At 37.9% G+C, this 24288-nt stretch carries 25 protein-coding genes, 1 pseudogene and 1 riboswitch; of the genes and pseudogenes, 10 read left to right on the top strand and 16 right to left on the bottom strand.

The features are described from left to right. The first annotated feature begins 52 nt into the window (after positions 1-52). Positions 53-898 (top strand): octanoyl-[GcvH]:protein N-octanoyltransferase, encoded by an 846-nt coding sequence (lipL, locus tag ACFQZ1_RS01695; protein ID WP_377880371.1) that lies wholly within the window; start codon positions 53-55, stop codon positions 896-898. A 32-nt stretch (positions 899-930) separates the two neighbouring features. Here lipL and pta read toward each other — a convergent pair whose 3' ends face one another. After that, positions 931-1902 (bottom strand): phosphate acetyltransferase, encoded by a 972-nt coding sequence (gene pta / locus ACFQZ1_RS01690; RefSeq protein ID WP_377880370.1) that lies wholly within the window; start codon positions 1900-1902, stop codon positions 931-933. Positions 1903-2126: 224 nt separating this feature from the next. Here pta and hemQ point away from each other — a divergent pair, with 224 nt between their 5' ends. From hemQ to gerQ, 3 genes are all read left to right on the top strand, one after another. Continuing rightward, positions 2127-2870, top strand: coding sequence for a hydrogen peroxide-dependent heme synthase (gene hemQ, locus ACFQZ1_RS01685; protein ID WP_377880369.1), 744 nt, complete (start codon positions 2127-2129; stop codon positions 2868-2870). Between the two features lie 282 nt (positions 2871-3152). Continuing rightward, positions 3153-3575, top strand: a complete 423-nt coding sequence (locus tag ACFQZ1_RS01680) for a cell wall hydrolase (protein WP_377880368.1) — start codon at positions 3153-3155, stop codon at positions 3573-3575. Between the two features lie 26 nt (positions 3576-3601). Beyond that, positions 3602-4018, top strand: coding sequence for a spore coat protein GerQ (gene gerQ / locus ACFQZ1_RS01675; protein ID WP_377880367.1), 417 nt, complete (start codon positions 3602-3604; stop codon positions 4016-4018). A gap of 161 nt (positions 4019-4179) precedes the next feature. Here gerQ and ACFQZ1_RS01670 read toward each other — a convergent pair whose 3' ends face one another. The 3 genes from ACFQZ1_RS01670 to ACFQZ1_RS01660 all read right to left on the bottom strand — a co-directional run bounded on the left by ACFQZ1_RS01670 (position 4180) and on the right by ACFQZ1_RS01660 (position 5918). After that, a complete protein-coding gene (locus ACFQZ1_RS01670) occupies positions 4180-4548 on the bottom strand; it encodes a DUF423 domain-containing protein (RefSeq protein WP_377880366.1) in 369 nt (122 codons plus the stop codon). A gap of 62 nt (positions 4549-4610) precedes the next feature. Beyond that, positions 4611-4919, bottom strand: a complete 309-nt coding sequence (locus ACFQZ1_RS01665; RefSeq protein WP_377880365.1) for a YwdI family protein — start codon at positions 4917-4919, stop codon at positions 4611-4613. A gap of 6 nt (positions 4920-4925) precedes the next feature. Further along, complete coding sequence (locus ACFQZ1_RS01660; protein ID WP_377880364.1) at positions 4926-5918, bottom strand: potassium channel family protein; 993 nt, start codon at positions 5916-5918, stop codon at positions 4926-4928. 96 nt (positions 5919-6014) lie between these two features. Here ACFQZ1_RS01660 and ACFQZ1_RS01655 point away from each other — a divergent pair, with 96 nt between their 5' ends. From ACFQZ1_RS01655 to ACFQZ1_RS01645, 3 genes are all read left to right on the top strand, one after another. Then, positions 6015-7298: a purine/pyrimidine permease gene (locus ACFQZ1_RS01655; RefSeq protein WP_377880363.1), complete on the top strand. Its 1284-nt coding sequence runs from the start codon at positions 6015-6017 to the stop codon at positions 7296-7298. A 221-nt stretch (positions 7299-7519) separates the two neighbouring features. Then, entirely contained in the window at positions 7520-8341 is an 822-nt protein-coding gene (locus tag ACFQZ1_RS01650; protein ID WP_377880362.1) for a Cof-type HAD-IIB family hydrolase, read from the top strand. 238 nt (positions 8342-8579) lie between these two features. After that, on the top strand, positions 8580-8876 hold the full coding sequence (locus tag ACFQZ1_RS01645; protein ID WP_098310089.1) for a DUF3817 domain-containing protein: 297 nt from the start codon (positions 8580-8582) through the stop codon (positions 8874-8876). 120 nt (positions 8877-8996) lie between these two features. On the opposite strand, the gene ACFQZ1_RS01640 is transcribed toward ACFQZ1_RS01645, so the two are convergent. The 5 genes from ACFQZ1_RS01640 to ACFQZ1_RS01620 form a co-directional block, all read right to left on the bottom strand. Further along, complete coding sequence (locus tag ACFQZ1_RS01640) at positions 8997-9674, bottom strand: uracil-DNA glycosylase (protein WP_377880361.1); 678 nt, start codon at positions 9672-9674, stop codon at positions 8997-8999. Positions 9675-9693: 19 nt separating this feature from the next. Continuing rightward, complete coding sequence (locus ACFQZ1_RS01635) at positions 9694-10686, bottom strand: ABC transporter permease subunit (RefSeq protein WP_377880360.1); 993 nt, start codon at positions 10684-10686, stop codon at positions 9694-9696. Continuing rightward, entirely contained in the window at positions 10679-11596 is a 918-nt protein-coding gene (locus ACFQZ1_RS01630; RefSeq protein WP_377880359.1) for an ABC transporter ATP-binding protein, read from the bottom strand. The genes ACFQZ1_RS01635 and ACFQZ1_RS01630 overlap by 8 nt, the downstream gene beginning before the upstream one ends. Next, positions 11593-12402, bottom strand: a complete 810-nt coding sequence (locus ACFQZ1_RS01625; RefSeq protein WP_377880358.1) for an SGNH/GDSL hydrolase family protein — start codon at positions 12400-12402, stop codon at positions 11593-11595. The genes ACFQZ1_RS01630 and ACFQZ1_RS01625 overlap by 4 nt, the downstream gene beginning before the upstream one ends. A 179-nt stretch (positions 12403-12581) precedes the next feature. Continuing rightward, the gene (locus ACFQZ1_RS01620) at positions 12582-13559 is read right to left on the bottom strand and encodes a LacI family DNA-binding transcriptional regulator (RefSeq protein ID WP_377880357.1); all 978 of its coding nucleotides are present in this window, start codon (positions 13557-13559) and stop codon (positions 12582-12584) included. 131 nt (positions 13560-13690) lie between these two features. On the opposite strand from ACFQZ1_RS01620, the gene ACFQZ1_RS01615 reads away from it, so the two are divergent. Beyond that, a complete protein-coding gene (locus tag ACFQZ1_RS01615) occupies positions 13691-14314 on the top strand; it encodes a YczE/YyaS/YitT family protein (protein WP_377880481.1) in 624 nt (207 codons plus the stop codon). A gap of 3 nt (positions 14315-14317) precedes the next feature. Here ACFQZ1_RS01615 and thrB read toward each other — a convergent pair whose 3' ends face one another. The 5 genes from thrB to ACFQZ1_RS01590 all read right to left on the bottom strand — a co-directional run bounded on the left by thrB (position 14318) and on the right by ACFQZ1_RS01590 (position 19916). Further along, positions 14318-15241, bottom strand: coding sequence for a homoserine kinase (gene thrB / locus ACFQZ1_RS01610; protein ID WP_377880356.1), 924 nt, complete (start codon positions 15239-15241; stop codon positions 14318-14320). After that, positions 15238-16296, bottom strand: a complete 1059-nt coding sequence (gene thrC, locus ACFQZ1_RS01605) for a threonine synthase (protein ID WP_377880355.1) — start codon at positions 16294-16296, stop codon at positions 15238-15240. Before thrC ends, thrB begins: the two co-directional genes overlap by 4 nt. After that, complete coding sequence (locus ACFQZ1_RS01600; RefSeq protein ID WP_377880354.1) at positions 16296-17591, bottom strand: homoserine dehydrogenase; 1296 nt, start codon at positions 17589-17591, stop codon at positions 16296-16298. The genes thrC and ACFQZ1_RS01600 overlap by 1 nt, the downstream gene beginning before the upstream one ends. A 143-nt stretch (positions 17592-17734) precedes the next feature. After that, the gene (gene metA, locus ACFQZ1_RS01595) at positions 17735-18640 is read right to left on the bottom strand and encodes a homoserine O-acetyltransferase MetA (protein WP_377880353.1); all 906 of its coding nucleotides are present in this window, start codon (positions 18638-18640) and stop codon (positions 17735-17737) included. Next, a complete protein-coding gene (locus tag ACFQZ1_RS01590) occupies positions 18621-19916 on the bottom strand; it encodes a bifunctional O-acetylhomoserine aminocarboxypropyltransferase/cysteine synthase (RefSeq protein ID WP_377880352.1) in 1296 nt (431 codons plus the stop codon). Before ACFQZ1_RS01590 ends, metA begins: the two co-directional genes overlap by 20 nt. A gap of 91 nt (positions 19917-20007) precedes the next feature. Continuing rightward, a riboswitch (SAM riboswitch) is annotated at positions 20008-20111 on the bottom strand. A 413-nt stretch (positions 20112-20524) separates the two neighbouring features. Here ACFQZ1_RS01590 and ACFQZ1_RS01585 point away from each other — a divergent pair. Further along, positions 20525-21772, top strand: coding sequence for a chloride channel protein (locus ACFQZ1_RS01585; protein WP_377880351.1), 1248 nt, complete (start codon positions 20525-20527; stop codon positions 21770-21772). A gap of 159 nt (positions 21773-21931) precedes the next feature. On the opposite strand, the pseudogene ACFQZ1_RS01580 reads toward ACFQZ1_RS01585, so the two are convergent. Beyond that, positions 21932-22021: pseudogene (locus tag ACFQZ1_RS01580) on the bottom strand (FMN-dependent NADH-azoreductase); the annotation flags it as partial. 164 nt (positions 22022-22185) lie between these two features. Between ACFQZ1_RS01580 and pdxK the strand changes: the two are divergent. Further along, complete coding sequence (gene pdxK / locus ACFQZ1_RS01575) at positions 22186-23010, top strand: pyridoxine/pyridoxal/pyridoxamine kinase (protein ID WP_377880350.1); 825 nt, start codon at positions 22186-22188, stop codon at positions 23008-23010. A gap of 131 nt (positions 23011-23141) precedes the next feature. Here the strand turns inward: pdxK and ACFQZ1_RS01570 are convergent, their stop codons facing one another. Next, positions 23142-24197 carry a diguanylate cyclase gene (locus ACFQZ1_RS01570; RefSeq protein ID WP_377880349.1) on the bottom strand — a complete coding sequence of 352 codons (1056 nt, stop codon included), beginning with the start codon at positions 24195-24197 and terminating at the stop codon, positions 23142-23144. Positions 24198-24288: the final 91 nt, after the last annotated feature.

Raw genomic sequence — 24288 nt, 5'->3', positions numbered from 1 at the left:
CCCGCAAATAGCGGGATAAATATTGTCATTTTATAGATAAGGGGTTATTTACATGAGCGATTCTCGTTCGATTTTATCTCAACCAGAGTGGCGCATTATTGACCAATCAAGCTTAGGTCCACAATTTCATGCGCTGCAGTCTTTCGCAATGGATGATACGTTATGTACAACAGTCGGAAACGGTACATCCGCAGCAACTATGCGCTCTTGGGTTCATTACAATACAATTGTTCTTGGCATTCAAGATACACGATTACCTTATTTAAAGCAGGGAATTGAATTTTTAAAAAGGAAAGGTTTCAATGTCATTGTCCGTAATTCCGGCGGGCTTGCTGTTGTGCTAGATGAGGGTGTTCTGAACGTCTCTCTTCTATTCCGCGAAACAGAAAAAGGTATTGATATCGATCTTGGCTATGATACAATGTGGCATTTAATTAAGGAAATGCTGAAAGATTATAATGTTAATATTGAAGCAAAAGAAATCGTCGGCTCTTACTGTCCTGGCAGCTATGATTTAAGTATTAACGATAAAAAATTTGCCGGTATTTCACAGCGTCGTATTCGCGGAGGCGTTGCTGTACAAATTTACTTATGTGCTACAAATAGTGGTTCAGAACGCGCTGCACTTGTTCGCGATTTTTATAACTTAGCTATTCAAGGAGAAGAAACAAAGTTTACCTATCCTGAAATTATTCCAAGTACGATGGCTTCCTTATCAGAATTACTTGGTAAAGACATTACCGTTCAAGATTTAATGATGCGCCTTTTACAAACATTACAGCACTTTACACCGCAGTTAACACCATCTCAACTTACAATAGACGAGATACCGCTATACGAGCATCACTTACAGCGTATTATTGATCGAAACAATAAATCACTTGAATTAGAAAACTAAAAAGCCCCGCATTTGCGGGGCTTTTTTCATAATTATAGTGCTTGAGCCGCTGTAATTAAAGCAAGCTTGTACACTTCTTCTTCGTTACAACCACGAGATAAATCATTTACTGGCATGTTTAAGCCCTGTAAGATTGGTCCCACTGCTTCGAAGTTACCTAAGCGCTGTGCAATTTTGTAACCGATATTTCCAGCCTCTAAGCTTGGGAATACGAATACATTCGCGTCACCTTTAATAACAGAACCTGGTGCTTTCTTTTCAGCTACAGATGGTACGAATGCAGCGTCAAATTGGAACTCACCGTCTAATGTTAATTCAGGAGCCATTTCTTTCGCGATGCGAGTTGCTTCTACAACTTTTTCTGTTTCTGGAGATTTCGCAGAACCCTTTGTAGAGAAGCTTAACATTGCAACACGTGGATCGATGCCGAATAATTCAGCTGTTTTTGCACTTTCAATACCAATTTCAGCTAAATCTTGGCTGTTTGGTGCAATGTTGATTGCGCAGTCAGCAAATACGTACTTCTCATCGCCACGTACCATGATAAATACGCCAGAAGTTTTTGTAACGCCTGGTTTTGTTTTAATAATTTGTAGTGCTGGACGAACTGTATCAGCCGTAGAATGAGCTGCACCACTTACTAGGCCGTGTGCTTTTCCCATGTATACAAGCATTGTACCGAAATAGTTTTCGTCTTTTAAGATTTTACGAGCTGCTTCTTCTGTTGCTTTACCTTTACGGCGTTCAATAAAAGATGCTACCATTGCATCCATTTCTTCGTATGTAGCTGGATCATAAATATCAACGCCTGCTAATGTTAAGTTCATGCTAGCAGCTTTCGCGCTAATTTCTTCTTTATTACCAACTAAGATTGGTTTTACTAACTCTTCTTTTGCTAAACGCTCTGCAGCGCCTAGAATTCTTTCATCAGTTCCTTCAGGAAGTACGATAGAAACGCCTTTACCTTGAACTTTTTCTTTTACTGTTGTAAATAAATCGCTCACCAATAACCCTCCTACAAATTCAAATCCATATTTAAGAATACCGCTTTTTATCTATATTTTAAACTTATTGCTTCTAAAAAATAGGTAAAATAAAAATGATTATATTTTCTTAAAATTCCGCCATGAAATGTGACAATTTTGTGCTCCCAAGATTCCGATACATGCTTTTTCATCTATATATGATATAGTTAACGTGTAAAACTTGACTATTCGAGGTGAACCTAATGAGTGAAGCAGCAAAAACGTTAGATGGTTGGTATTGTTTACACGATTTCCGTTCTATGGACTGGGCGGCATGGAAAACATTATCTAGTGACGAGCGTCAGCAAGCAATGTTCGAATTTTTAAACATCGTTGAAAAGTGGAACAAAACAGAAACTGCAAAACAAGGTAGCCATGCAATGTATACAATCGTTGGGCAAAAGGCTGATATCATGTTCATGATTTTACGTCCAACAATGGAAGAATTAAATGAAATTGAAGCAGAATTCAATAAAACAACATTAGCAGAGTATATGCTTCCTACATACTCTTACGTATCTGTTGTGGAGTTAAGTAACTATCTTCCTGCTGAAGAAGATCCGTACCAAAATCCACAAATTCTTGCGCGTCTATACCCAACATTACCAAAAGCAAATCACGTTTGCTTCTATCCGATGGATAAGCGCCGCCAAGGTGATGATAACTGGTACATGTTACCGATGGAAGAGCGCAAAAAATTAATGTATAGCCACGGCAAAATCGGTCGTCAATATGCAGGAAAAGTACGTCAAATCATTACTGGTTCTGTAGGTTTTGATGATTATGAATGGGGCGTAACATTATTCGCTGATGATGTTCTTCAATTTAAGAAACTTGTATACGAAATGCGCTTTGACGAAGTAAGTGCACGTTATGGTGAATTTGGAACATTCTTCATTGGAAACATTTTACCAAGCGAAAAGGTCGCAAAATTTTTACATGTATAAGCTAAAAAGGAACGATTTTTCGTTCCTTTTTTTATACCCTGCTAACACTCTCGGTTGAATCAACCCTCAATAAAGTGAAACTTCCATCAGTGGAGATTTTCTTCATCCTCCACTGATGGAAAGCTCTCACTAATCGGGCTTTTACGGGGCAAAACTACAGATTATCCCTCATCATAAAACATGGCTTAGTTGTCATATCTGCCCTCTTTTTTTCATACCTATGAATTAGTGGTTGTTCTACACTTTCTTTTCTCTAGCCGAGTAATAAGAGAGGTGACACAGATGGGTGTTATTGCCTATACAGAAGAACACTTAAAACTACTCGCAAGGTTAATGCGAGCAGAAGCAGAAGGAGAAGGGCCTAAAGGAATGCTTTTGGTTGGAAATGTCGGCGTCAATCGCGTAAGAGGGAATTGCTTAGACTTTAAAAAGATTCGAAACCTTCGTCAAATGGTATTTCAAAGTCCTGGTGGGTTTGAGGCTACACAAAAAGGTTACTTCTATCAGCGTGCCCGTGAAAGTGATCTCGCCTTAGCAAGACGTACAGTTCAAGGTGAACGCTTCTGGCCTGCTAATTTTTCTTTATGGTTTTTCCGACCACCAGGTGATTGTCCGTCAACTTGGTTTAACCAAGAAAATTCTGGTCGTTTTAAAAATCATTGCTTTTTCCAACCAACTGGTCAAGACTGCCCAGGTGTGTATTAGTGAACTGAAAAGAGGAGGGATTTCGTATGGCACAGCAACAAAACCCATACTATGGGGGAGGATTTTATCAACCATCTGGCGGATATATGCAACCGCAACCAGGACAACAAATGCCAACACCGCCGACGCCGCAAACTGCTCAAGCACAACTTGCCGCTTCTCAAGGTATGCTTCCACTTGAACAATCGTATATTGAAAATATCCTTCGTTTAAACAAAGGAAAAACAGCGACTTTTTTTATGACATATGAGCGCGGCAGCACACTTGGTACACAATCCTATACAGGCATCATTGAGGCTGCAGGACGCGATCATATCATTGTAAGTGAACCTAAGTCCGGAAAACGTTATTTACTGCTTATGATCTATCTTGATTATGTAGAATTTCCTGGAGAAATCACCTACTTCCCAGCACAACAACCAGCAACTTACCCTCCAAGATGATAAAAAAAAGCTGGCAAATGCCAGCTTTTGTTTTATTTTTATCTCGCCCAAACAGCTGGTAAGAGGTTAGACAAGGAAGTAAAGTGCACACGATCTGTAAGGGCCCGATTGGTTCAACTAACCTCTTGGGAAAAAAACGTTTCCCAAGAAGAAGTTTCACTTTATAACCCTTTTACGACCGCAGTTCCTAGTAAAATCCAGCCTACAATAAATGCTACGCCGCCAAGCGGAGTGATTGGACCAAAAAATTTCATACCAGTTGTACTTAATGCATATAAGCTTCCGGAAAACATAATAATACCCGCCACCATACACCAGCCTGCTGCGCTTACAAGAGAAGATTGAATCTTGTCCATTAACAAAGCGACAACAAATAATCCACCTGCATGAAACATTTGATACGTAACACCTGTTTTCCAAACTTCTAACATTTTTGCAGAGATTTTCCCTTCAAGTCCGTGCGCTCCAAATGCACCAAGTGCAACAGATAATGCAGCTGCAATACAACCTAATAAGAAGAAAATTTTCATTGGAATTCCCCTTTTTATTTTTATAATAAAAAATTTTTACACACAATCCAACTATTTAAATTTTAAAAATCAAAAAGCGAGTTTCCGTTTGCATCGTCTTCTTTTATATATACAGGCTCTCCTGAAAACGAAGCAATTGGTTGCACCGGCATTTGCGGCGATATAACTTGTGTTTGTATTTGCGGCGATATAACTTGTGTTTGTATTTTCGGCTCAACATACGCAGGAGCTTCCGTCTGTTCTTCAAGCAATAAATCGCATAATGCACGAACAACTAAAAGATGTTCTTTCGTTTTATGTGATTCGCTTCCTTTCGCTTTTGCAATTTCGCTTGCCATTTTATTCAAAATCTTATCGCTAGATATTTGCATTCTTTATCACCTCATATATTGTAAGTCTTTCTCAAATTGCTCCAATTTCTCTACTGGACCAAATACTATTATCATATCACGTTCTGCTAATTTTTCCGCCCCTGTTGGGTTATGAATAATATGTCCATCTCGCAAAATCGCTAAAATCGTAACATCAAAACGATTTCTTACATTTCCTTCCATTAGTGTTTTTCCAATCAAGGATGATCCTGCAGCCATTTCAATTTCTTCAATAGCAAAATTTTGTTCTGTTCCATATAACACTGTATCTATATAATGAACGGTTAAAGGATTCGCAAGTCCTTTTGCAATATGAATTCCTGCCATACTAGATGGGTTAATGACTTTATTCGCACCAGCGCGTCTTAGCTTCTCTTCCGACTCTTGTTTTTCTGCCCGAGCTATAATTTTAATATTCGGGTTTAGGCCTCTTGCAGTTAATGTAATAAACACATTTTCGGCATCACTGGCAACAATCGCCACTAAACCAGCAGCCCTCGTAATACCAGCTTTATGTAAAACCTCATCTTCTGTCGCATCGCCATGTACATATAACAGCTTTTGCTCTGCTAATACAGACTCTTCCCTATCAACAACAATAAAAGGAATATTTTTCTCTCGTAATTCTTGCACAACTTGCAAACCAACCCTGCCACATCCGCACACAATAATATGATCTTTTATTTCTGCAATTTGTTTCTCCATCTTCTTCCTCCGCACCGCTTGAAATAAATTCCCTTCAACAATCATAGCTGCTACTACCCCAATCGCATATGTCACAATACCAACGCCAAGTGGAATAATTAAAAGGGCAAAAATCTTTCCTGCTTTCGTTAATGGAACAGCATCTCCATATCCAACTGTTAGTACAGTAATCATTGTCATCCAAAATGCTTGAAACATACTAATCTCTTCTATTATCATAAACCCGATTGTTCCAACAATTACAACGAAACACATACATATAATTGCAATAGTCAATTGTTTACGTGCACTCATAATATTCTTTCATCTCTTTTCTCTATGTTCAATCTTTGCCATAACAAATCAAATACATATATACTAGAAACGGAATACAAGAAAGAGGTCGATAAGATGAAAACATTTCTTTCTGCCTTGCAATGGGCATTATTTATTTTAGCCGGTAGTCTTATTGTTCCGATTAGTGTTGCTGCTAGTTACGGACTTGAAGGGGCAGAAGCTATCGCTTTTGTACAACGAACATTATTTGTTCTGGGCTTCGCTGGCATATTACAAGCTGTATTTGGACATCGCTTGCCAATTCAAGAAGGGCCTGCAGGACTTTGGTGGGGTATATTTTCGTTATACGCCAGTCTCGGAATTGTATTATTTGGTTCAAGTAGTGAAACACTTCGTGTACTGCAATATTCTTTTTTACTAAGCGGTCTCATTTGTATCCTTCTTAGTGTATTGGAACTTATCGATAAGCTCGTACGCTATTTTACACCAACTGTCGTCGGGACATATTTATTTCTTCTCGTTGCCCAGCTAAGCGGCTCCTTTTTGAAAGGAATGTTTGGACTTGATGGACAACATAAAGAAATACAAGGAAAAGTACTTCTTCTTTCTCTCATCGTTATTTTACTATCATTCTTTATTATGAAGCTACCTGTTCTGGGACAATACTCTGTTTTATGTAGTATCGTAATCGGTTGGGTTCTATTCGCTTGCTTCGGACTCTCTAATCCGATTACACCAGTAAATGATATCGTCCATCTTCCTTCTATTTTTGTTTTCGGTATGCCCCGCTTTGAATGGAATATGGTCATTACTGTTGCTTTCGTAACACTACTATTGCTTACAAACATGCTAGCAAGTATTCGCGTTGTGCAACAAGTCGTTTCAAAACATGAAGAAACCGCAATACAAAATCGATTTAAACAAGCAGGAATTATTACTGGTATTAACCAACTTCTTGGGGGCCTTTTTTCAGCAATTGGGCCTGTTGCTATTTCTGGATCAGCTGGTTTTATTTCAACAACAAATATTTATAAACGATTACCGTTTTTTCTAGGTTCAACCTTTATTATTCTCATTAGCCTATTTCCGAAAGTTACATCTTTCTTTGCAGCAATTCCAGTAGCTGTTGGTTATGCCGCTATTTATCCTGTATTTGCAAGTATGATTGGGCTAGCTTTTCGAGAATATGAAACTGTGAAAGATAAAGAGCGTTTATTCAAAGTTTCCGGCCTTGCTCTCTTTACCGGGATTGGTGTCATGTTTATCCCATCTGGAGCCTTTTCTTCACTCCCGCCGTTTCTTGCATCCTTTTTAAGCAACGGCCTTGTACTCGGCTCTGTAATGGCAATTATACTAGAAGTTTTATTTTCTCGTTCAACGGACAAACACACATCTTAAAGGAACGCCCCTATTAAAAGCTAGTTAAACTAATCGACACAAAATGTAAACCAAATTGGCAAACTTCAAGCATTGCAGTCTATTTTAAGTATTGTTACGATAATAGAGACATATACGAGCAGACAAGATTCTTCCGCTCGTATATGTATTATCACGGAATCGATTCCATTAATTCGATGCCTTATAATTTATATTAAATTCATATAGGAAGGACCATTCAAATGTCTTATAAAATGATTGTACTAGATTTAGATGATACATTACTTCGCGATGACCATACCATTTCACCACGTACAAAAGAAGCACTGATGAAAGCACAAGAGCGCGGCGTGAAAGTTGTACTAGCTTCTGGCCGTCCAACATTTGCGATGTGGGCGGTTGCAAAAGAGCTAAATTTAGAAGAATACGGAAGTTTTATTTTATCGTTTAACGGTGCAAAAATTATTAACTGCAAAACAAACGAAGAATTATTTAGCAGTACGTTATCACCTGAAATCGTTCATAATTTATACAAAACAAGCCAGCAAGAGAAGGTTTGGATTCATACGTACATTGGCGATGACATTGTAACAGAAGCTAATAATCAATACACAGAAGTTGAAGCTCATATTACGGGTATGCCAATTGTTGAAATTGATAGTTTTGTAGATGCAGTGAAAGAACCAGTTGTGAAAGTATTAATGATGGAAGCACCAGAACGTCTTGTAGAAGTTGAAAAGAAATTACAACAAGAATTTGAAGGCCAATTAAGTGTGATGCGCTCAAAGCCGTTCTTCTTAGAATTCACTGAAGCTGGCGTAACAAAGGGAACAAGCTTAAACCAGCTCATCCAAAAACTTGGTATTAAACGTGAAGAAGTTATCGCAATGGGCGATAGCTATAATGACCTGGCAATGATTGAGTTTGCTGGCCTTGGCGTTGCAATGGGCAATGCACCTGATGACATTAAAGCCATTGCCAATCATGTAACAGATACAAACATGAATGATGGTGTTGCAAAAGTTGTAGAACAATTTGTATTAAACAGCGAAGTGCTCGTGTAGAACAAGAACAGTTTACTCGTTGAGAATTAGTTGAATCGATCATATATAAAATCCCGCTGAAGTCAAATATTTCAGCGGGATTTATCTTTAATTTTCATCAGCTTGTGAAGATATTTTGAACTTTACACTATTATCATAGTGTAAATTTTATTTTTGATTATAATGGAATAAAATAGGCTATTTTATTCACAAAAAGAATACAAATTGATTATAGACGAGCTTATGAGGAGGTCATTTTATGTTATCAACACCGATTGGACGTTTGAGAGTCATTGGAGTACTTGAAGGAATTTCTTTTCTAATCCTTCTATTCATCGCAATGCCGCTAAAATATTTTGCAGGTTTTGCAAAAGCCGTTACTGTAGCAGGTATGGCACATGGTGTCTTGTTTATACTATTCATCTACGCTGTCTTCCAAGTAACTACTATTCATCATAAATCAAAGTCATGGGCATTTGGTGCGCTTGTTGCATCTGTTATTCCATTTGGTACATTCGTACTAGATGCGAAATTAAAAAAGGAAGAAAACAAATAAAGTAAAACCTCCATCCGTGGGGGTTTTACTTTCCGTTAATACGGGATAAATAAAAAATAGACCCTACATATGTAGGGTCTATTTTTATATGTATAAATATCTAAATGAAAGAACTCTCATTTAGATATTTGGAATTTGCCAATCGATCTCTTGCTCTCTCTGTTCTGCTAAAAAGTTGTTTATTTTTGAAAATGGTTTGCTGCCAAAGAACCCTCGGCGTGCTGATAATGGACTTGGATGAACAGATTCAATGATATAATGATTTGGATTTGTAATGAGCTTTTTCTTTGCCTGAGCAGGTCGTCCCCATAACACAAAGATAACTGGCTTTTCCCGTTCATTTAACAACTCAATAATCCGATCCGTGAAAATTTCCCATCCCTTTCCTTTGTGAGAATTGGCTTCTCCTTGACGCACAGTTAATACAGTATTTAGTAAAAGTACACCTTGTTCTGCCCATTTTACTAAATAGCCGTTATTCGGGATTGGATAACCTAGATCATCCTGCAGCTCTTTGTACATATTTTGCAGCGATGGCGGCGTACGTACGCCAGGTTGCACCGAAAAACTTAAACCGTGCGCTTGATTTGGCCCATGATATGGATCTTGTCCTAAAATAAGCACCTTCGTATCTTGATAGCTTGTATAATGCAAAGCATTAAAAATATCTTCCTGTTTTGGATACACAACATGTGTACTATATTCTTCTTTTAAAAATGATTGTAATTGTTCATAGTATGGTTTCTCAAATTCAGGTGCAAGTAACGGTGCCCAATCATTCTTCAATATTTGTTCCATTCTTTCACTTCCTATCGTATTAATTTACCATATCTTGTTTTGTAAATACTGCAAAAGCAATAATAAGCGATACAACTGCCCATATTGTTAGATTAAGTAATGAAAAGCTCATCGATAATCCTTGCAACGCCGGTAACTGTCCTGATAAATAATCCGTTAACGATAAATTGACACTAAAAATATATTTTGCCCCTTCCCAAGATGTTGCAAAATTATTTAAGATACCTCCAGCAATTAATGCTGCCAGCATAACTCCCATACCAGCTGGTGTATTACGGATCAGCACAGAAACCATAAATGAGATTGTACCGACGACAACCGCTACAAACCAAGCAAGTCCATAAGCCATAACAATGTATTGCCACTGCGGAATAAGATGAACAAAGGTTGTGTTTAACGTATCCTTTTCAGTAACGAACCCTGTCAGTATCGGTAAATTCCACCCCGAATAACCAAATACAACGCCTGATAACACATACGAAAGAACACCAACAAGCAGCAAAATGAGCGAAATAAACAACACCATCGTCACGTATTTACTTAAAAGAATTTTCCAGCGCCGAATTGGCCGAGTAAGGAGCATTTTCATCGTTCCATCACTCCGTTCTCCCGATACAATATCAATTGCTACAATCATGATGAGAAGTGGAATAAATAACGTAATTCCTTGTTCAATAAACGCGCGTACAAATGTCGGTGCTCCCGGTGAACTTGGATTAATATCATGATCTAAATAATATTGTTGCTGCTGCACCCTTACCTTTAACCATGTTTTCCATTCTTCGGGCAGACGCGAATTATTTAAACGGTTTTGTGAATCAACAATTTGCTGCTGCAACGATACTTTCCAATCACTTGTACCAAGACGTTTTATAGTTGTCTGCACTTCCCGGTACTGTGCATAAACAAAAATTGGAATTAAAATCGCCAAAATGAGCATGACTACTACAATGCGTTTCTTTCGATATATTTTCTCCGCCTCATTATAGACGAGGTTCGCAAATTCACGCATGTTGCTCCCCCTTTGTCAGTTCCATAAATAAGTCTTCCAATGTAAATACAATTTCTTTTACACTATGAACGTCTACATCGTGCTCTACTAATTTCTTATTATAAAAACTTACACGTTCTTCATTCATACGGCATAATAATCGCCCTTCTTCTATTACAAGTTCTGTCACTTCATCAGATTCTTCAAGCAATGCCTTTGCTTTTTCAAGCGGTGTCACAATCCACTCCACACGGCCACTCGCTTGCTTCACTAATTCTTCAACCTTTGCTACTGTAATCACTTTCCCTTTATTGATAATCGCAACGCGGTCACAAATCATTTGCACTTCACTTAACAAGTGGCTAGAGATGAATACGCTAATGTTTTCCTCTTTCACAAGCGTATGCACAAATTCGCGAAGTTCTCGAATACCAGCTGGATCGAGCCCGTTCGTCGGTTCATCTAATATAAGGAGTTTGGGATTCCCAAGAAGAGCTTGTGCAATTCCAAGTCGTTGCTTCATTCCAAGTGAATATGTTTTCACCTTATCATGAATGCGTTCATCAAGATGTACCATTTTCGCAATTTCTATAATGCGCTCATCAGAAATCCCGCCCAACATACGCGCAAATTGCTTTAAGTTTTCAAAACCTGTCAAATATGTATACAGTTCAGGGTTTTCAACGATACTCCCTATTTGCCTCATCGCTCCGCGAAAATTTTCTTTTATATCATAGCCACCGATTGAAATTGTTCCTTCTGTCGCTCGAATAAGACCGACAAGCATACGAATCGTTGTTGTTTTTCCAGCTCCGTTTGGTCCCAAAAAACCAAATACTTCTCCTTGCTGTATATCAAACGATACATTTTCAACAAGCGTTTTTTTCTTAATTACTTTTTTTAGATTTCGTACAGATAGCACCGTCGTCATTTCTCTTCACCCCCACCAAGCTTTAATTTACTTACAACATTTTGTAATAAACGGTCCGCTATGAATGTATAGCCTGTTTCATTCGGGTGAAAATGATCAGAATATAATAAATCCTTACCACGATTTTGGAACATATCAAATGTCGGGACAACATATACGTTTTGATAATCGAGTGCAATTTTTTCTAATGACGCATTCCAATCAACAACAATTGACGACGAGCCTTTGAGCTCTTCTACATCTTCAAATGGATTATACAAACCAATCCAGAAAATTGGGCTGTTTGGATTTAACTGCCGCAGCTTGGATAAAATTTGCTTAGCGTTATTTTGAAATGTTACTGTATCAGGGTGATACGTCGTTAAATTAAGATTCTCAAGCGATTCCCATCCTGGGAATAAGTCATTTCCGCCAATTGTAAGAACAAGAACATCAGCTTGCTTAATTGCATACCCGGCGCCGCCGCTTTCCATTTGTTTCAGTAAATCAGGCATTTTCGCACCGCTCACCGCTAAATTTGTAAGCGCTACCTTTTGCTTGTATTCTGTTTGCAATTCATTCTTCATACGTCCAATATATCCAATACCCTCTTTATCTCCAACACCGCGCGTTAAAGAATCACCTAAACTAACAATTTGTAACGTCCCTTTTTGTTGTTTCCCTTTTGCTTCTTTTTGCACGGCAGGAGTTAATTTAGAAGCTTTCGGATTTAGAACATCGTTTACGCCAGCAATAAAGCCGTAAGCAAATAAGCAAAAAGATGCAAGTGTAACGAATAAAATAGCTTTCACAAATTTCGATCTCATGCTAAAACCCCTTTATCCCCTTATAGATTAACCATATTATACCAAACGAGATTTTGAAAAGCGATTTTCATCAGCCTATGAAAAAAGCACAATCATTTTAATCAAGATTGTACTTTTTACTTTATCCCGTAACTTTTAGGCAGTAAGACCCCTCACTGATGGAAGCTTCACTTTATCCCTTATGTTGTAAGTCTTTCCGTTAATTTCGCAAATAACTCAATTCTTTTTGCTTCTTTTTCTTTACTCATAATTTGGTCATGCAAAATTGTAAATGCATCTGCACCCACCTCTACACTCGAATGAGCAATTGTTGTAATATCTAGTATCTCTGCAACTTGCTGATCATCACAACCAATAATCGCAATATCACCTGGAATAGAAAGGCCGCTTTTTTGAGCCGCTGTTACAATACCAGCTGCAATATGATTACAAGATACAAGAAGAGCCGTTGGGCGCTCTTTCATATGAAGCAGTGATTGAACAACACGTTTCCCATCCTCTATTGTAAAGCAATCTACAAACTCCCACTCCTCTTTCCGCATAGCATGAATAGATGCTAAAGCCTCTCGATACGCTTGTTTTCGTTTTTGACTGTTGAAACTATTACTTCTTCCAACGCAATAACCAATTCGTGTATGTCCCTTTTCTATTAAATATTCCATTCCTAGCGTAAACGTTTTGTAATGATCAACATGAATGCTTGAAATTGTACTTGATACTGTATCTTCACACGTAACAATTGGACCAAACTTTGTGTATTTTTCAATCTCCTGGCAAGCATTAATTTTCGAACATATAATGACTCCATCTAACTTTTTCATCTTTAACATATTCAAAATTTCTATTTCTTTATCAGCACTATAACCTGTTTGACAAAGCATCATATTGTAATTATGTTTTGCGGCCTCTCTTGAAATGCCTTCTATAATTGCACTGTAATATTGATTGTTTACAAACGGAAGGAGAACGCCAATAACATTCGTTTTCCCTCTTACTAAATGGATGGCATTCGAATTTTGCGTATAATTTAACTTTTCGATAATTGCTAATATCTCTTTTCGTTTTTGCTCATTTACATACGGATGATTATTTAAAACGCGTGAAACGGTAGAAATTGAGACACCTGCCATTTCTGCGATTTTTTTTATATTTGACATAATAAAATCCTCCTTCCCACCATTCATATTATCGCATACAAAAAAAATTTTAGAAATGTACCCCTTGACCTGGTAAGCTTTTCACATTATATCCTTTGCTAGCAAGCTTATTAAGAAAGGATTTGTGTTTCATTATGAAAATTAAGCTAGAGTATATCTTTTTTATAGGTGGATTACTGCTACTCTCTCTCGGTATAAATATGATGACAACGATTACTTCATTTGGTCTTAGTCCGTATGATTCGTTTTTCATTGCTTTATATCAAAATTTTGGTTTAAGCATCGGGTCTTGGATATTTATTATTAATCTTATCTTTACCCTTATCGTACTGTCTATGAACCGAAAGCAGATTACATTCGGTACAATCATGACGATGATTTTAATCTCCGTTTTTGTTGATATGATTGGCTCAGTTGCATTTATAATGGACGGTATTCGGGCTCTTCCAAAGTATATAACACTTATATGCGGAAATTTATTTGTTGGAGCTGGAATCGGTATCTATGTTTCATCACAACTTGGCACCGCACCACAAGAAGCATTTGTTTTAACAATATCTGAAAAAACAAAGTGGTCCTTTCGGAAAACAGAAATTTCTCTAGCTTGTCTATTTTTAACTGGTAGTTTCATTCTACATGGGCCTATTTATTTTGGTACCATTATTCTATCTTTTACAACAGGATGGATTATTCAAGCATTTATCCAAATCGGCACAACGATATTACAAAGTTATCGTACGAAAGAAGCCCATTGAAAGCTATATACTTTCAATGGGCTTTTGTTGTTCGTATATAATATGAACTCCTTCATTTACAACTTGAAGCGTTTCTACCACACAATGACTAAAAATACCTTGCAGCCATCCCTTTACTTCGTCAGCACTTCCTTTTTTCACATAACAAAGCACTGTTGGCCCAGCACCACTTAAAGAAACGCCATATACATTCTCATGCTTTAATTCATGAAGTGTTTGTAATTCAGGAACGAGCTGCTTACGATGTGGCTCATGGAACACATCCTGCTTCATCATTTTCCCAGCAAGCACCCAATCCTCTTTACATAAAGCAGCAACAAGTACATTGGCAACGCCGCTGCCGCGAATGCCGTCCATATATAGAAGCCTACTCGGAAGCACGTCTCTTGCATGAACTGTTTTTAGTTCATACGAAGGAATAACTGCAACAAGTTCTACATCATGAATGGGCTGTGACAAAAATGCGATATCTTTTCCATCATATGTTCCTACTATAAGCCCACCATATAATGCAGCTCCAACATTATCAATATGTCCCTCTATTTCCGTTGCAATTAATAACTTTTCTCTGCTAGATAGATGCAATTCACAAAGCTGATTGGCAAGTTCAATTCCAGCAATAATTGCCGAAGCACTACTTCCAAGACCCCGTGCTAATGGAATATCACTATCAAGATGGAGAAGACAATAAGGAAGCTCCTTCTTATAGCGAGCAGCTATTTCCCTAGCAGTCTCAATCAGTAAATTATTCTCATCTTCTGGAACACCTTGAAGAAGTGGTGTTTTGGCCTTGCACTCCCATCTGTAATGCGAAAATACATCTACCGTTAAATATTTACTTACCGCAAGACCAATTGAATCAAAGCCTGGCCCAAGGTTTGCTGTACTGGCAGGCACACGAATTGTAAACATGGGAGCCGCCTTCATCGCAGGACAGCTCCTTGAATGTGTTCAAACACAACCTTTTCATCATTTGGTAAAACAAGCGGCTGAATTTTTTTCGTATCAATTGCAATGTTAGGATCTTTTAAACCGTTTCCTGTTAAGACAGCGACGATTTTACTTCCTTTTGTTATTTCTCCTGTTTGTACTTGCTTATAAATACCAGCAAGCGACGCACAAGAAGCAGGCTCTGCAAAAATCCCTTCATACTTGGCAAGCCATTCATATGCTTGAAGAATTTCTGCATCTGTTACCTCATCAATTTTTCCATTTGAATCATGGGCAGCTGCAACGGCTTTATCCCAACTTGCAGGGTTACCGATGCGTATTGCAGTGGCAACTGTCTCAGGATCTTCAATTTTATATCCGCGTACAATCGCTGCTGCTCCTTCCGCTTCAAAACCGCGCATTTCCGGTAAACCCGTACCATGCTTTTCGTTATACTCTGTAAACCCTTTCCAGTATGCTGTAATATTGCCAGCATTCCCAACTGGAATGGCTAAAATATCAGGCGCTTTTCCAAGTGCATCACAAATTTCAAATGCCGCTGTTTTTTGCCCTTCAATACGGTACGGATTCACTGAATTTACAAGTGTAATAGGCGATAAGTCGCTTAGCTTCCGCACCATTTGCAGAGCATGGTCAAAGTTTCCGTCAATACTAATAATCTCAGCCCCGTACATCACTGCCTGAGCTAACTTACCATATGCAATTTTTCCATTTGGAATCATAACAATACAAGATAAACCTGCGCGCGCTGCATAAGCAGCTGCAGCCGCAGATGTATTTCCTGTTGAAGCGCAAATAACTGTTTTGCTGCCAGCTTCCTTTGCCTTCGCTACTGCCATAACCATCCCGCGATCTTTAAAGGAACCAGTCGGGTTTGCCCCTTCTACTTTCGCATAAACAGAAACACCCCATTTTTCTGAAAGGTTTTCTAATAAAACAAGTGGTGTATTTCCTTCTGATAACGAAAGGGCCGGCGTCTGATCAGTAATCGGTAAATATTCTTTATAAGCAGCAAGTAGTCCGTTCCACATTAGCGAGCATCTCCTTCAATACGGTAATTCGCTTTCACGCAATCCACTTCTTCATACGTCTCTAGCGTTTCTAAAATATACGCATAGTCTGCAAGGGATGCGCGGTGTGTAACGATAACAATCTCAGCTGCTCCTTTCTCTTGTAATGGCATTTGAATAATCTTTTCGAAGCTAACGCCGCGTTCAGAGAACAGAGATGTAATTTTTGCAAACACACCTACCTCATCTTTCACATAAAGGCGTAGAAACTTCTTCACATAAATTTCGTCTTCCTCTTTTAACACTTTCTCATATTGCGGAGTCACAGCACTATTCCCTGTTACACCGAGACGTACATTTTTCATAACCGCAACTAAGTCAGATACAACAGCTGTTGCTGTTGGTAAGCTTCCTGCACCTGGTCCGTAAAACATTGTTTCTCCTACCGCTTCACCGTATACATATACGGCATTATATTCATTTTGAACAGCTGCAAGCGGGTGCGCATTTGGCAGCAGCGTTGGTTCTACTGTCACCTCTAATTTTTCACCATCACGCTTCGCTACGCCGATTAACTTAATTGTATAACCTAAGCTCTTACTATATGTAATATCCTCTTCCGTAATGGATGTAATCCCTTTTACATTCACATCATGAAGTTCTACATTTGTAGAAAAGCCTAGTGTTGCTAAGATCGTCATCTTTCGTGCCGCATCTAGCCCTTCAACGTCTGATGTTGGATCTGCCTCTGCAAATCCAAGTTGCTGCGCTTCATTTAACACGTCTTCGTATGCTCTCCCTTCTTGAGACATTTTTGTCAAAATAAAATTCGTTGTCCCGTTCACAATTCCCATCATTTTCGTAATTCGATCAGAAGAAAGACCTTCCACAATGCTTCGCAAAATTGGAATACCGCCTGCTACACTTGCTTCATAAAACAAATCAGCTTGATTTTCTTTTGCTACAGTAAGAAGTTCTGCACCGTGAAGTGCCATTAAATCTTTATTTGCTGTTACAACGTGCTTTCCGTTTTGCAGCGATTGTAAAATATATGCTTTCGCATCTTCTATACCGCCCATCACTTCAATAACAACGTCAACATCTGGGTTATTTATAATTTCATCTGGATTTTTCGTTAACAATGTAGGGGTTAATTGGACCTCACGCTCTTTTTCTATGTTTTGTACTAACACTTTTGCTACTTTGACAGGACAACCGATTTGATGCGCTAAACGATCTTGATGATCTTCAATAATACGCACCACACCGCTTCCTACAGTTCCAAGACCTAATAGGCCAACTCGAATTTCGTTCATAATACTGTCCACCCCTCTAAAAATTGTATTTAGGTGCCATTATATAAGGTAAAATTCAAAAAAACAATATATTTGGAACATTCCGAAAAATAAAAGGCACTCCTTGCAAAGAAAACGCTACCACGTGTTACATTTAGCTTCCTTTACAAAATATAAGGGGTTTCTTGATATACATAATAATTTAGCCAATTTGAAAATAGTAAATTCCCATGGCTACGCCATTTTACCAATGGCTTTTCCAATGGATTATCATGTCTAAAATAGTTTTTTGGAATAGCAATATCGAGCCCTCTTTGCCTATCACGCTCATATTCCTGCTTTAACGTCTCGCAGCTGTATTCACTATGTCCAAGAACAAAAATATGCTTTCCATCTTTATTCATAACGAGATGGACACCAGCTTCTTCAGATGTCGCTAACACATCAAGTTCCTGTACACTTTGAATATCAGATGCACGGACTTCTGTATGACGAGAATGCGGCGCAAAAAAGCTTTCATCAAAACCGCGTAACAACCTCACATGCTCCTGCTGCACTTCATGCTCAAATACACCAAACATCTTTTGCTGAAGCGGATATTTCGGAATACCGTAATGATAATACAATCCAGCTTGCGCGCCCCAGCAAATATGAAGCGTCGATGTAACATGTGCCTTTGAGTATTCCATAATTTGTTTCAACTCTTTCCAGTAATCTACCTCTTCGAAAGAAAGTGTTTCAACCGGAGCACCAGTAATAATCAATCCGTCAAATTTTTCTCCCTCAATATCACGAAATGTTTTATAGAAGCTTGTTAAATGTTCCTGCGCCACATTTCTTGAGGTATGAGATTCCATATGAAGTAGATGTACATCAAGCTGAAGCGGTGTATTTCCAATTAAACGAAGCAACTGCGTTTCTGTTTCTTGCTTTGTTGGCATTAAATTTAAAATAGCAATCTTCAAAGCACGGATATCTTGTGTTTCTGCTCGTTCTTTCGTCATCACGAAAATATTTTCATTTTGTAATACTTTACGAGCGGGTAAATCCTTAGCAATGATGATCGGCATACTGTTTTCCTCCAGAAAGGGCTTCTGCTAAATCAGTAATAATATCCGCTGCATCTTCAATACCAACCGATAATCGAATTAAGTCAGGCGTTACACCTGCCAAACGCTGCTGTTCTTCAGTAAGCTGACGGTGCGTTGTGCTTGCAGGATGAATCACACAAGTTCTTGCATCTGCCACATGTGTCACTAATGCTGCGAGCTTCACATTTGCAATAAACTCCTTAGCGGATTCAATACCGCCTTTTACTCCAAACGTTAAAACACCGCTCGCACCTTTCGGTAAATATTTTTGTGCCAATGCATAATTTTCATTACCTTGAAGTCCTGGATAATTGACCCACTCAACGCGTTCATGCTGAGATAGCCACTGTGCAACAGCTAGTGCATTTTGACTATGACGCTCCATACGAAGATGCAGTGTCTCTAAACCAATATTACTCATATACGCATTGAATGGACTCATACAATTTCCATAGTCTCTTAATAACTGCACACGAGCTTTCACAATATATGCCGCTTGCCCAAATTTTTGTACGTAACTCACACCATGATAACTTGGATCTGGTTCAACAAATTCAGGAAACTTACTCCAATCGAAATTACCGCCATCAATGACAATGCCGCCAAGTGAACTTGCATGGCCATCAATATATTTCGTTGTAGAATGAACGACAATGTTTGCACCATGTTCAAATGCATGACATAAATACGGCGTCGCTAACGTATTATCGACGATAAATGGCACCTCAAGCTCTTTTGCTGCATCGGAAAGCTCTTTAAAATTAAGAACATTCATCGCTGGATTTCCAAGCGATTCTGCATATACAAGCTTTGTTTTCTCATTTGCGAGAGCAACAATTTCATCAGCGGCTAAATTTGGATTAAAGAAGGTAACCTCAATGCCAAGCTTCCGCAGACTAACTGCAAATAAATTAAATGTACCGCCGTATACTGTTGATGAGCAAAGCAGGTGATCACCGCTGCCGCAAATGTTTAATACCGCTAACATAATTGCAGCTTGCCCAGATGCAGTTGCAACCGCACCAACTCCGCCTTCTAACTCTGTCAGTTTCTGCTCAAATGCCGCAAGCGTTGGGTTACCAATACGGGTATAAATATAACCTTCTGCCTCTAAATTAAAAAGAGCTGCTAAATCGTCAGATGTATCGTATTTATACGTTGTGCTTTGATAAAGCGGCAAAACACGCGGTTCACCATTTTTCGGTGCGTAGCCACCTTGCACACAAATTGTCCCTTTTCCCCTTGTATCGCTCATCTCTCAATCCCCTTTCTTTCTTAACATAAAAAAACTGCCTCTTTCCTAAATAAGAAAGAAGCAGTTTAGATAAACGCTCGACATGTAGCCTTTCTTATCGTTCAGGAAATACCTGCAGGATTTGGCACAATTCCGCTTTACGGCTGTTGCCAAGGTTTCATAGGGCCCGGTCCCTCCACCTATTCTTGATAAGACTTATGCAATTACCGTTGATTTTATAGCAAATATTTCCTAGTGTCAATTTGTTTTTCTGAATTTTCGCGAAAAATATATAAAATTTAATTGTTTATTCATAGAATTCAAATTATATAAAAATAACATTAATGTTCTATCGAAAGATAAAAATACGTTTTAAAAACTCCACTTACTATGTAAAATTAAAGAGTTACATTTCATTTTAGTAACCATCAAAGCACATACAAAAAAGCAATTCCACTTACAAATGTTTTACAGTTTCATAAAATAATAATGCTAATTTTTGTAATGTATCTTGAATAAGTAGTTCACTTAAAAAGATAATATGCGTATTGAATTAGTTATCCAACTATTTTTGTATTAGAATCTCTTACTTTTTCATAATAGAATATAACATAAAGGAGGCATAAAGAATGGCTATTAGGAGAGGCATGCACTATTTACTCATCATGTACGGTGTGTTTCTAGGTGCCCTAGTTGGTGCTACAGTCTGGTTATTTTTAGTTGTCACAAATGCTGCAATTCAGTTTATTTGGGGATATTTACCTAAAGAATTCGGATCACCACCTTATTACACAATTTGTGTAACAATAATTGGTGGTGTTCTTGTCGGACTGTTACAGAAGTACTTCGGTACATACCCGCGTTTAATGCCAGAGGTAATGGCTGAATATAAGAAAACAGGTAGGATTGAGTACCGTTTTGTGCATCAAGCTACGTTAACGGCTATTATTGTTTTAGTATTTGGCGCAAGCTTAGGACCGGAAGCAGCACTTGTTGGGATTATAGGTGGACTTTGTACATGGGTTGGTGATCGCTTTAAATTTACTTTAAAAGGAATGCACGAACTAACAGAATTTGGGATTGGCGCTGCTTTAAGTGTTATTTTTAATGCACCGCTATTCGGTTATTTAGCTCCAAGAGAACATGAGGATACGCAACTCACTGAAGCTTTTAGAGGGAAAAAGACTATTGTATATCTCGCTACTACTTTTGCTGGTTTTTCTGTATATTTATTGCTTAGTCAGCTTGATAATCGAGGATCTTTTATTGTTAATTTTGGAGAAGGATCTTTTACATTCCATGAATGGATTGCCTTTCTTCCCCTTATTTGTATAGGTGCTGGTGCGGGCTATTTTTATTTTCAAATAGAACATATATTAGAAAAAATAGTACATCCTTTTCAAGAATATAAACTAACATTAGCGATTATAGGTGGCATTCTTTTAGGGATTGCAGGAACTTTACTTCCGTATACACTGTTTTCAGGAGAACACCAATTAAAAGAATTAGTACATGAATGGACAGAATTATCATTTGGGATACTGTTTCTTTCAGGGATTTTAAAATTATGTATAACGGCAGTTTGTTTAAATACAGGTTGGCGTGGTGGACATATTTTTCCGATTATATTTGCTGGTTCAAGTATTGGATATGCTGTGGCTACTATCGTACCGTTGGATCCAGTTGCTTCAGTAGCTATCGTGACGACAGCCATTTCAAGCTATGCAATACGAAAACCGCTCGCTATTACAGTATTATTACTTATGTTCTTCCCAATTAATTTATTGTTACCAATGATTGGAGCTGCAATCATCGGTAATGCATTTCCACTTCCAAATCATAATAAGGATGAACAAGAAGAACTAGCACAAAGATAAAATAGTAAAATAAAGTGAAACTCCCAGCAATAGGGGTTTTTCTTCATACCTAGATAATGAAAACTCCGCTCAAAAGCAGCGGGATAAAAAACAGTACCAGCACTTTTACAGTGCTGGTACTACTCTATTAAGTGATTGTTGTTTTGTTAATTAGAACGCACTTGCTACATATTTAACAGCTATTTCCACTTCAGCTACTATCCCTTCAGAATATACACCGCCACGTGCATTTAATAATACAATTTTCTTAAAACATAAGCTGTCTCCTACATATAATATTTTCATTCCTCATTTTATCAAATTGAATCTATTCTAAAATATGCGGGTAACTTTTTCACTTTGTACTTACTCATAACATTGATATAATGGATAAAAATGTAGTTTTCATTATATCACTTGAGGGGGCTTTCACAATGACATTAAACAAAGCACTTACAATCGCCGGTTCTGACACAAGCGGCGGCGCTGGCATGCAAGCAGACTTAAAAACGTTCCAAGAGCTTGGTGTATATGGTATGACAGCTCTTACAACAATCGTAACAATGGATCCGCATAACGGATGGGCACATAATGTATTCTCAATTCCAGCATCTACATTAAAGCCACAATTAGAAACAACTATCGAGGGCGTTGGTGTTGACGCATTAAAAACAGGTATGCTTGGATCTGTTGAAATCATTGAACTTGTTGCTGAAACAATTGAGAAACATAATCTACAAAACGTAGTCGTAGACCCTGTTATGGTATGTAAAGGGGCAGACGAAGCACTTCACCCAGAAACGAACGAATGCTTACGCGATGCGCTCGTTCCAAAAGCATTGATTGTAACACCAAATTTATTTGAAGCGTACCAACTAAGCGGTGTAAAAATTAATTCACTTGAAGATATGAAGCAAGCCGCTGAAAAAATCCACGCTTTAGGTACAAAATATGTACTGATTAAAGGTGGCAGCAAGCTAGGAACAGAAAAAGCAATCGATTTATTATACGACGGAGAAACATTTGAAATTTTAGAATCTGAAAAAGTTGAAACAACATACACACACGGTGCAGGTTGTACATATGCTGCTGCAATTACAGCAGAGTTAGCAAAAGGAAAATCTGTAAAAGAAGCAGTACGAGTAGCAAAAGAATTTATTACAGCTGCAATTCGCCATTCCTTCAAATTAAATGAATATGTAGGACCAACACATCACGGTGCATATCGTAAATTTGGAGCTGGAAAAGAACTTGTATAAAGTGAAACTTCCATAAGTGGAGGGGCTTCATCTCTCACTGATAGTTAAGTGAATCAATCAGGGTCCTACCGCTCAAAAGTAGCAGGATTAGAACCAAAAAATAAAGTCGTCCTACGTGGCGACTTTATTTTTCATGAAACAGCACTCACTTGATTTCTTCCATTTCGTTTGGAAGAGTATAATGCATCATCTGCAAGTTGAATAAATTGTTGTGGTGAGTCTCCATAGATTGAAGCACCTACTGAAATTGTGATATTTAAACAAATACCATTTGGTAATCGAAACACATGCTTCTCTACAGCTACTCGAATTCTTTCCCCTATATCTACCGCATATTGTAATGTTGATTTTGGTAATAATAAAGCGAATTCCTCTCCGCCTTTTCGAAATACTAAGTGTGGAAATGGAGAACTATTCTTTAAAATTGCCCCTAATTGCTGTAAAACTTCATCACCGGCAGGATGTCCATACTTGTCATTTACATCCTTGAAATAATCAATATCTACCAGCAATAAACAAAGTGGATTTTTATTCTTTTTCTTATCCTCAATATTTCTATTCAATTCCGTATCAAATTTACGTACATTTCCTAATCCAGTTAAAGGATCCATTGTTGCATCCTGTTTCATCTTGCGAAACAATTCGTTTGACTGCAAAGCATAATGTGCACTTAAAAAAGTGATATATCCTGTCATAATACTAACAACTAAGTATAAACTTAGGACAAGAACATCTTTAAAAACAACATAAATTGCAATCGATGAAACTGTTAAGCAATAAACATGTAACCAAATCCACTTTTTGAAAACAGAAATACGAAACATTGAAATAATCGTGCAACCTATACCTGTGAACAAAACTACGTACACAGCTATTTGCGTCCCTATTGAATAGCTCGTTAACAATAAACGTACAATTAAAATAATGATGGAGGCTAATAAACTTGCAATAGGTCCCCCAATAATTGCAGCTAATATAACAGAAAGATATCTTAAATCTAGCACCACATCCTCAATGTGAACACCAAATTTCATAAGCAGAGCACCTAGAGTTCCCATTGCAATACCAACAAAACATTTGACTTCAAATGATAGCGGCTCTTTTAATGAAATATTTTTAAAAAGTTGAGCACCAACGAAAATAAAAGAAAGAATAATAGTTGTATTAACAAATAGATCATCTAGCATAAAAATATACCTGGCCTTTCTACAACTTGACAGTTCACATAAAACTTTCATCCCTATTCATTTTTAGTCCCCTTTTTCCTATTACTATTGT

The sequence above is a fragment of the Bacillus sp. CGMCC 1.60114 genome (assembly GCF_042676365.1).
GTDB lineage: Bacteria > Bacillota > Bacilli > Bacillales > Bacillaceae_G > Bacillus_A > Bacillus_A rhizoplanae_A.
Note: the sequence above shows the minus strand (reverse complement) of the source record. Positions and strands in the feature narration are given on the sequence as shown.

Excerpts from the sequence above, each read along its gene's own strand:
- lipL (WP_377880371.1), top strand. The coding sequence starts at position 53 with ATGAGCGATTCTCGTTCGATTTTATCTCAACCAGAGTGGCGCATTATT.
- hemQ (WP_377880369.1), top strand. The coding sequence starts at position 2,127 with ATGAGTGAAGCAGCAAAAACGTTAGATGGTTGGTATTGTTTACACGAT.
- ACFQZ1_RS01680 (WP_377880368.1), top strand. The coding sequence starts at position 3,153 with ATGGGTGTTATTGCCTATACAGAAGAACACTTAAAACTACTCGCAAGG.
- gerQ (WP_377880367.1), top strand. The coding sequence starts at position 3,602 with ATGGCACAGCAACAAAACCCATACTATGGGGGAGGATTTTATCAACCA.
- ACFQZ1_RS01670 (WP_377880366.1), bottom strand. The coding sequence starts at position 4,548 with ATGAAAATTTTCTTCTTATTAGGTTGTATTGCAGCTGCATTATCTGTT.
- ACFQZ1_RS01665 (WP_377880365.1), bottom strand. The coding sequence starts at position 4,919 with ATGCAAATATCTAGCGATAAGATTTTGAATAAAATGGCAAGCGAAATT.
- ACFQZ1_RS01660 (WP_377880364.1), bottom strand. The coding sequence starts at position 5,918 with ATGAGTGCACGTAAACAATTGACTATTGCAATTATATGTATGTGTTTC.
- ACFQZ1_RS01655 (WP_377880363.1), top strand. The coding sequence starts at position 6,015 with ATGAAAACATTTCTTTCTGCCTTGCAATGGGCATTATTTATTTTAGCC.
- ACFQZ1_RS01650 (WP_377880362.1), top strand. The coding sequence starts at position 7,520 with ATGTCTTATAAAATGATTGTACTAGATTTAGATGATACATTACTTCGC.
- ACFQZ1_RS01645 (WP_098310089.1), top strand. The coding sequence starts at position 8,580 with ATGTTATCAACACCGATTGGACGTTTGAGAGTCATTGGAGTACTTGAA.
- ACFQZ1_RS01640 (WP_377880361.1), bottom strand. The coding sequence starts at position 9,674 with ATGGAACAAATATTGAAGAATGATTGGGCACCGTTACTTGCACCTGAA.
- ACFQZ1_RS01635 (WP_377880360.1), bottom strand. The coding sequence starts at position 10,686 with ATGCGTGAATTTGCGAACCTCGTCTATAATGAGGCGGAGAAAATATAT.
- ACFQZ1_RS01630 (WP_377880359.1), bottom strand. The coding sequence starts at position 11,596 with ATGACGACGGTGCTATCTGTACGAAATCTAAAAAAAGTAATTAAGAAA.
- ACFQZ1_RS01625 (WP_377880358.1), bottom strand. The coding sequence starts at position 12,402 with ATGAGATCGAAATTTGTGAAAGCTATTTTATTCGTTACACTTGCATCT.
- ACFQZ1_RS01620 (WP_377880357.1), bottom strand. The coding sequence starts at position 13,559 with ATGTCAAATATAAAAAAAATCGCAGAAATGGCAGGTGTCTCAATTTCT.
- thrB (WP_377880356.1), bottom strand. The coding sequence starts at position 15,241 with ATGAAGGCGGCTCCCATGTTTACAATTCGTGTGCCTGCCAGTACAGCA.
- thrC (WP_377880355.1), bottom strand. The coding sequence starts at position 16,296 with ATGTGGAACGGACTACTTGCTGCTTATAAAGAATATTTACCGATTACT.
- ACFQZ1_RS01600 (WP_377880354.1), bottom strand. The coding sequence starts at position 17,591 with ATGAACGAAATTCGAGTTGGCCTATTAGGTCTTGGAACTGTAGGAAGC.
- metA (WP_377880353.1), bottom strand. The coding sequence starts at position 18,640 with ATGCCGATCATCATTGCTAAGGATTTACCCGCTCGTAAAGTATTACAA.
- ACFQZ1_RS01590 (WP_377880352.1), bottom strand. The coding sequence starts at position 19,916 with ATGAGCGATACAAGGGGAAAAGGGACAATTTGTGTGCAAGGTGGCTAC.
- ACFQZ1_RS01585 (WP_377880351.1), top strand. The coding sequence starts at position 20,525 with ATGGCTATTAGGAGAGGCATGCACTATTTACTCATCATGTACGGTGTG.
- pdxK (WP_377880350.1), top strand. The coding sequence starts at position 22,186 with ATGACATTAAACAAAGCACTTACAATCGCCGGTTCTGACACAAGCGGC.
- ACFQZ1_RS01570 (WP_377880349.1), bottom strand. The coding sequence starts at position 24,197 with ATGCTAGATGATCTATTTGTTAATACAACTATTATTCTTTCTTTTATT.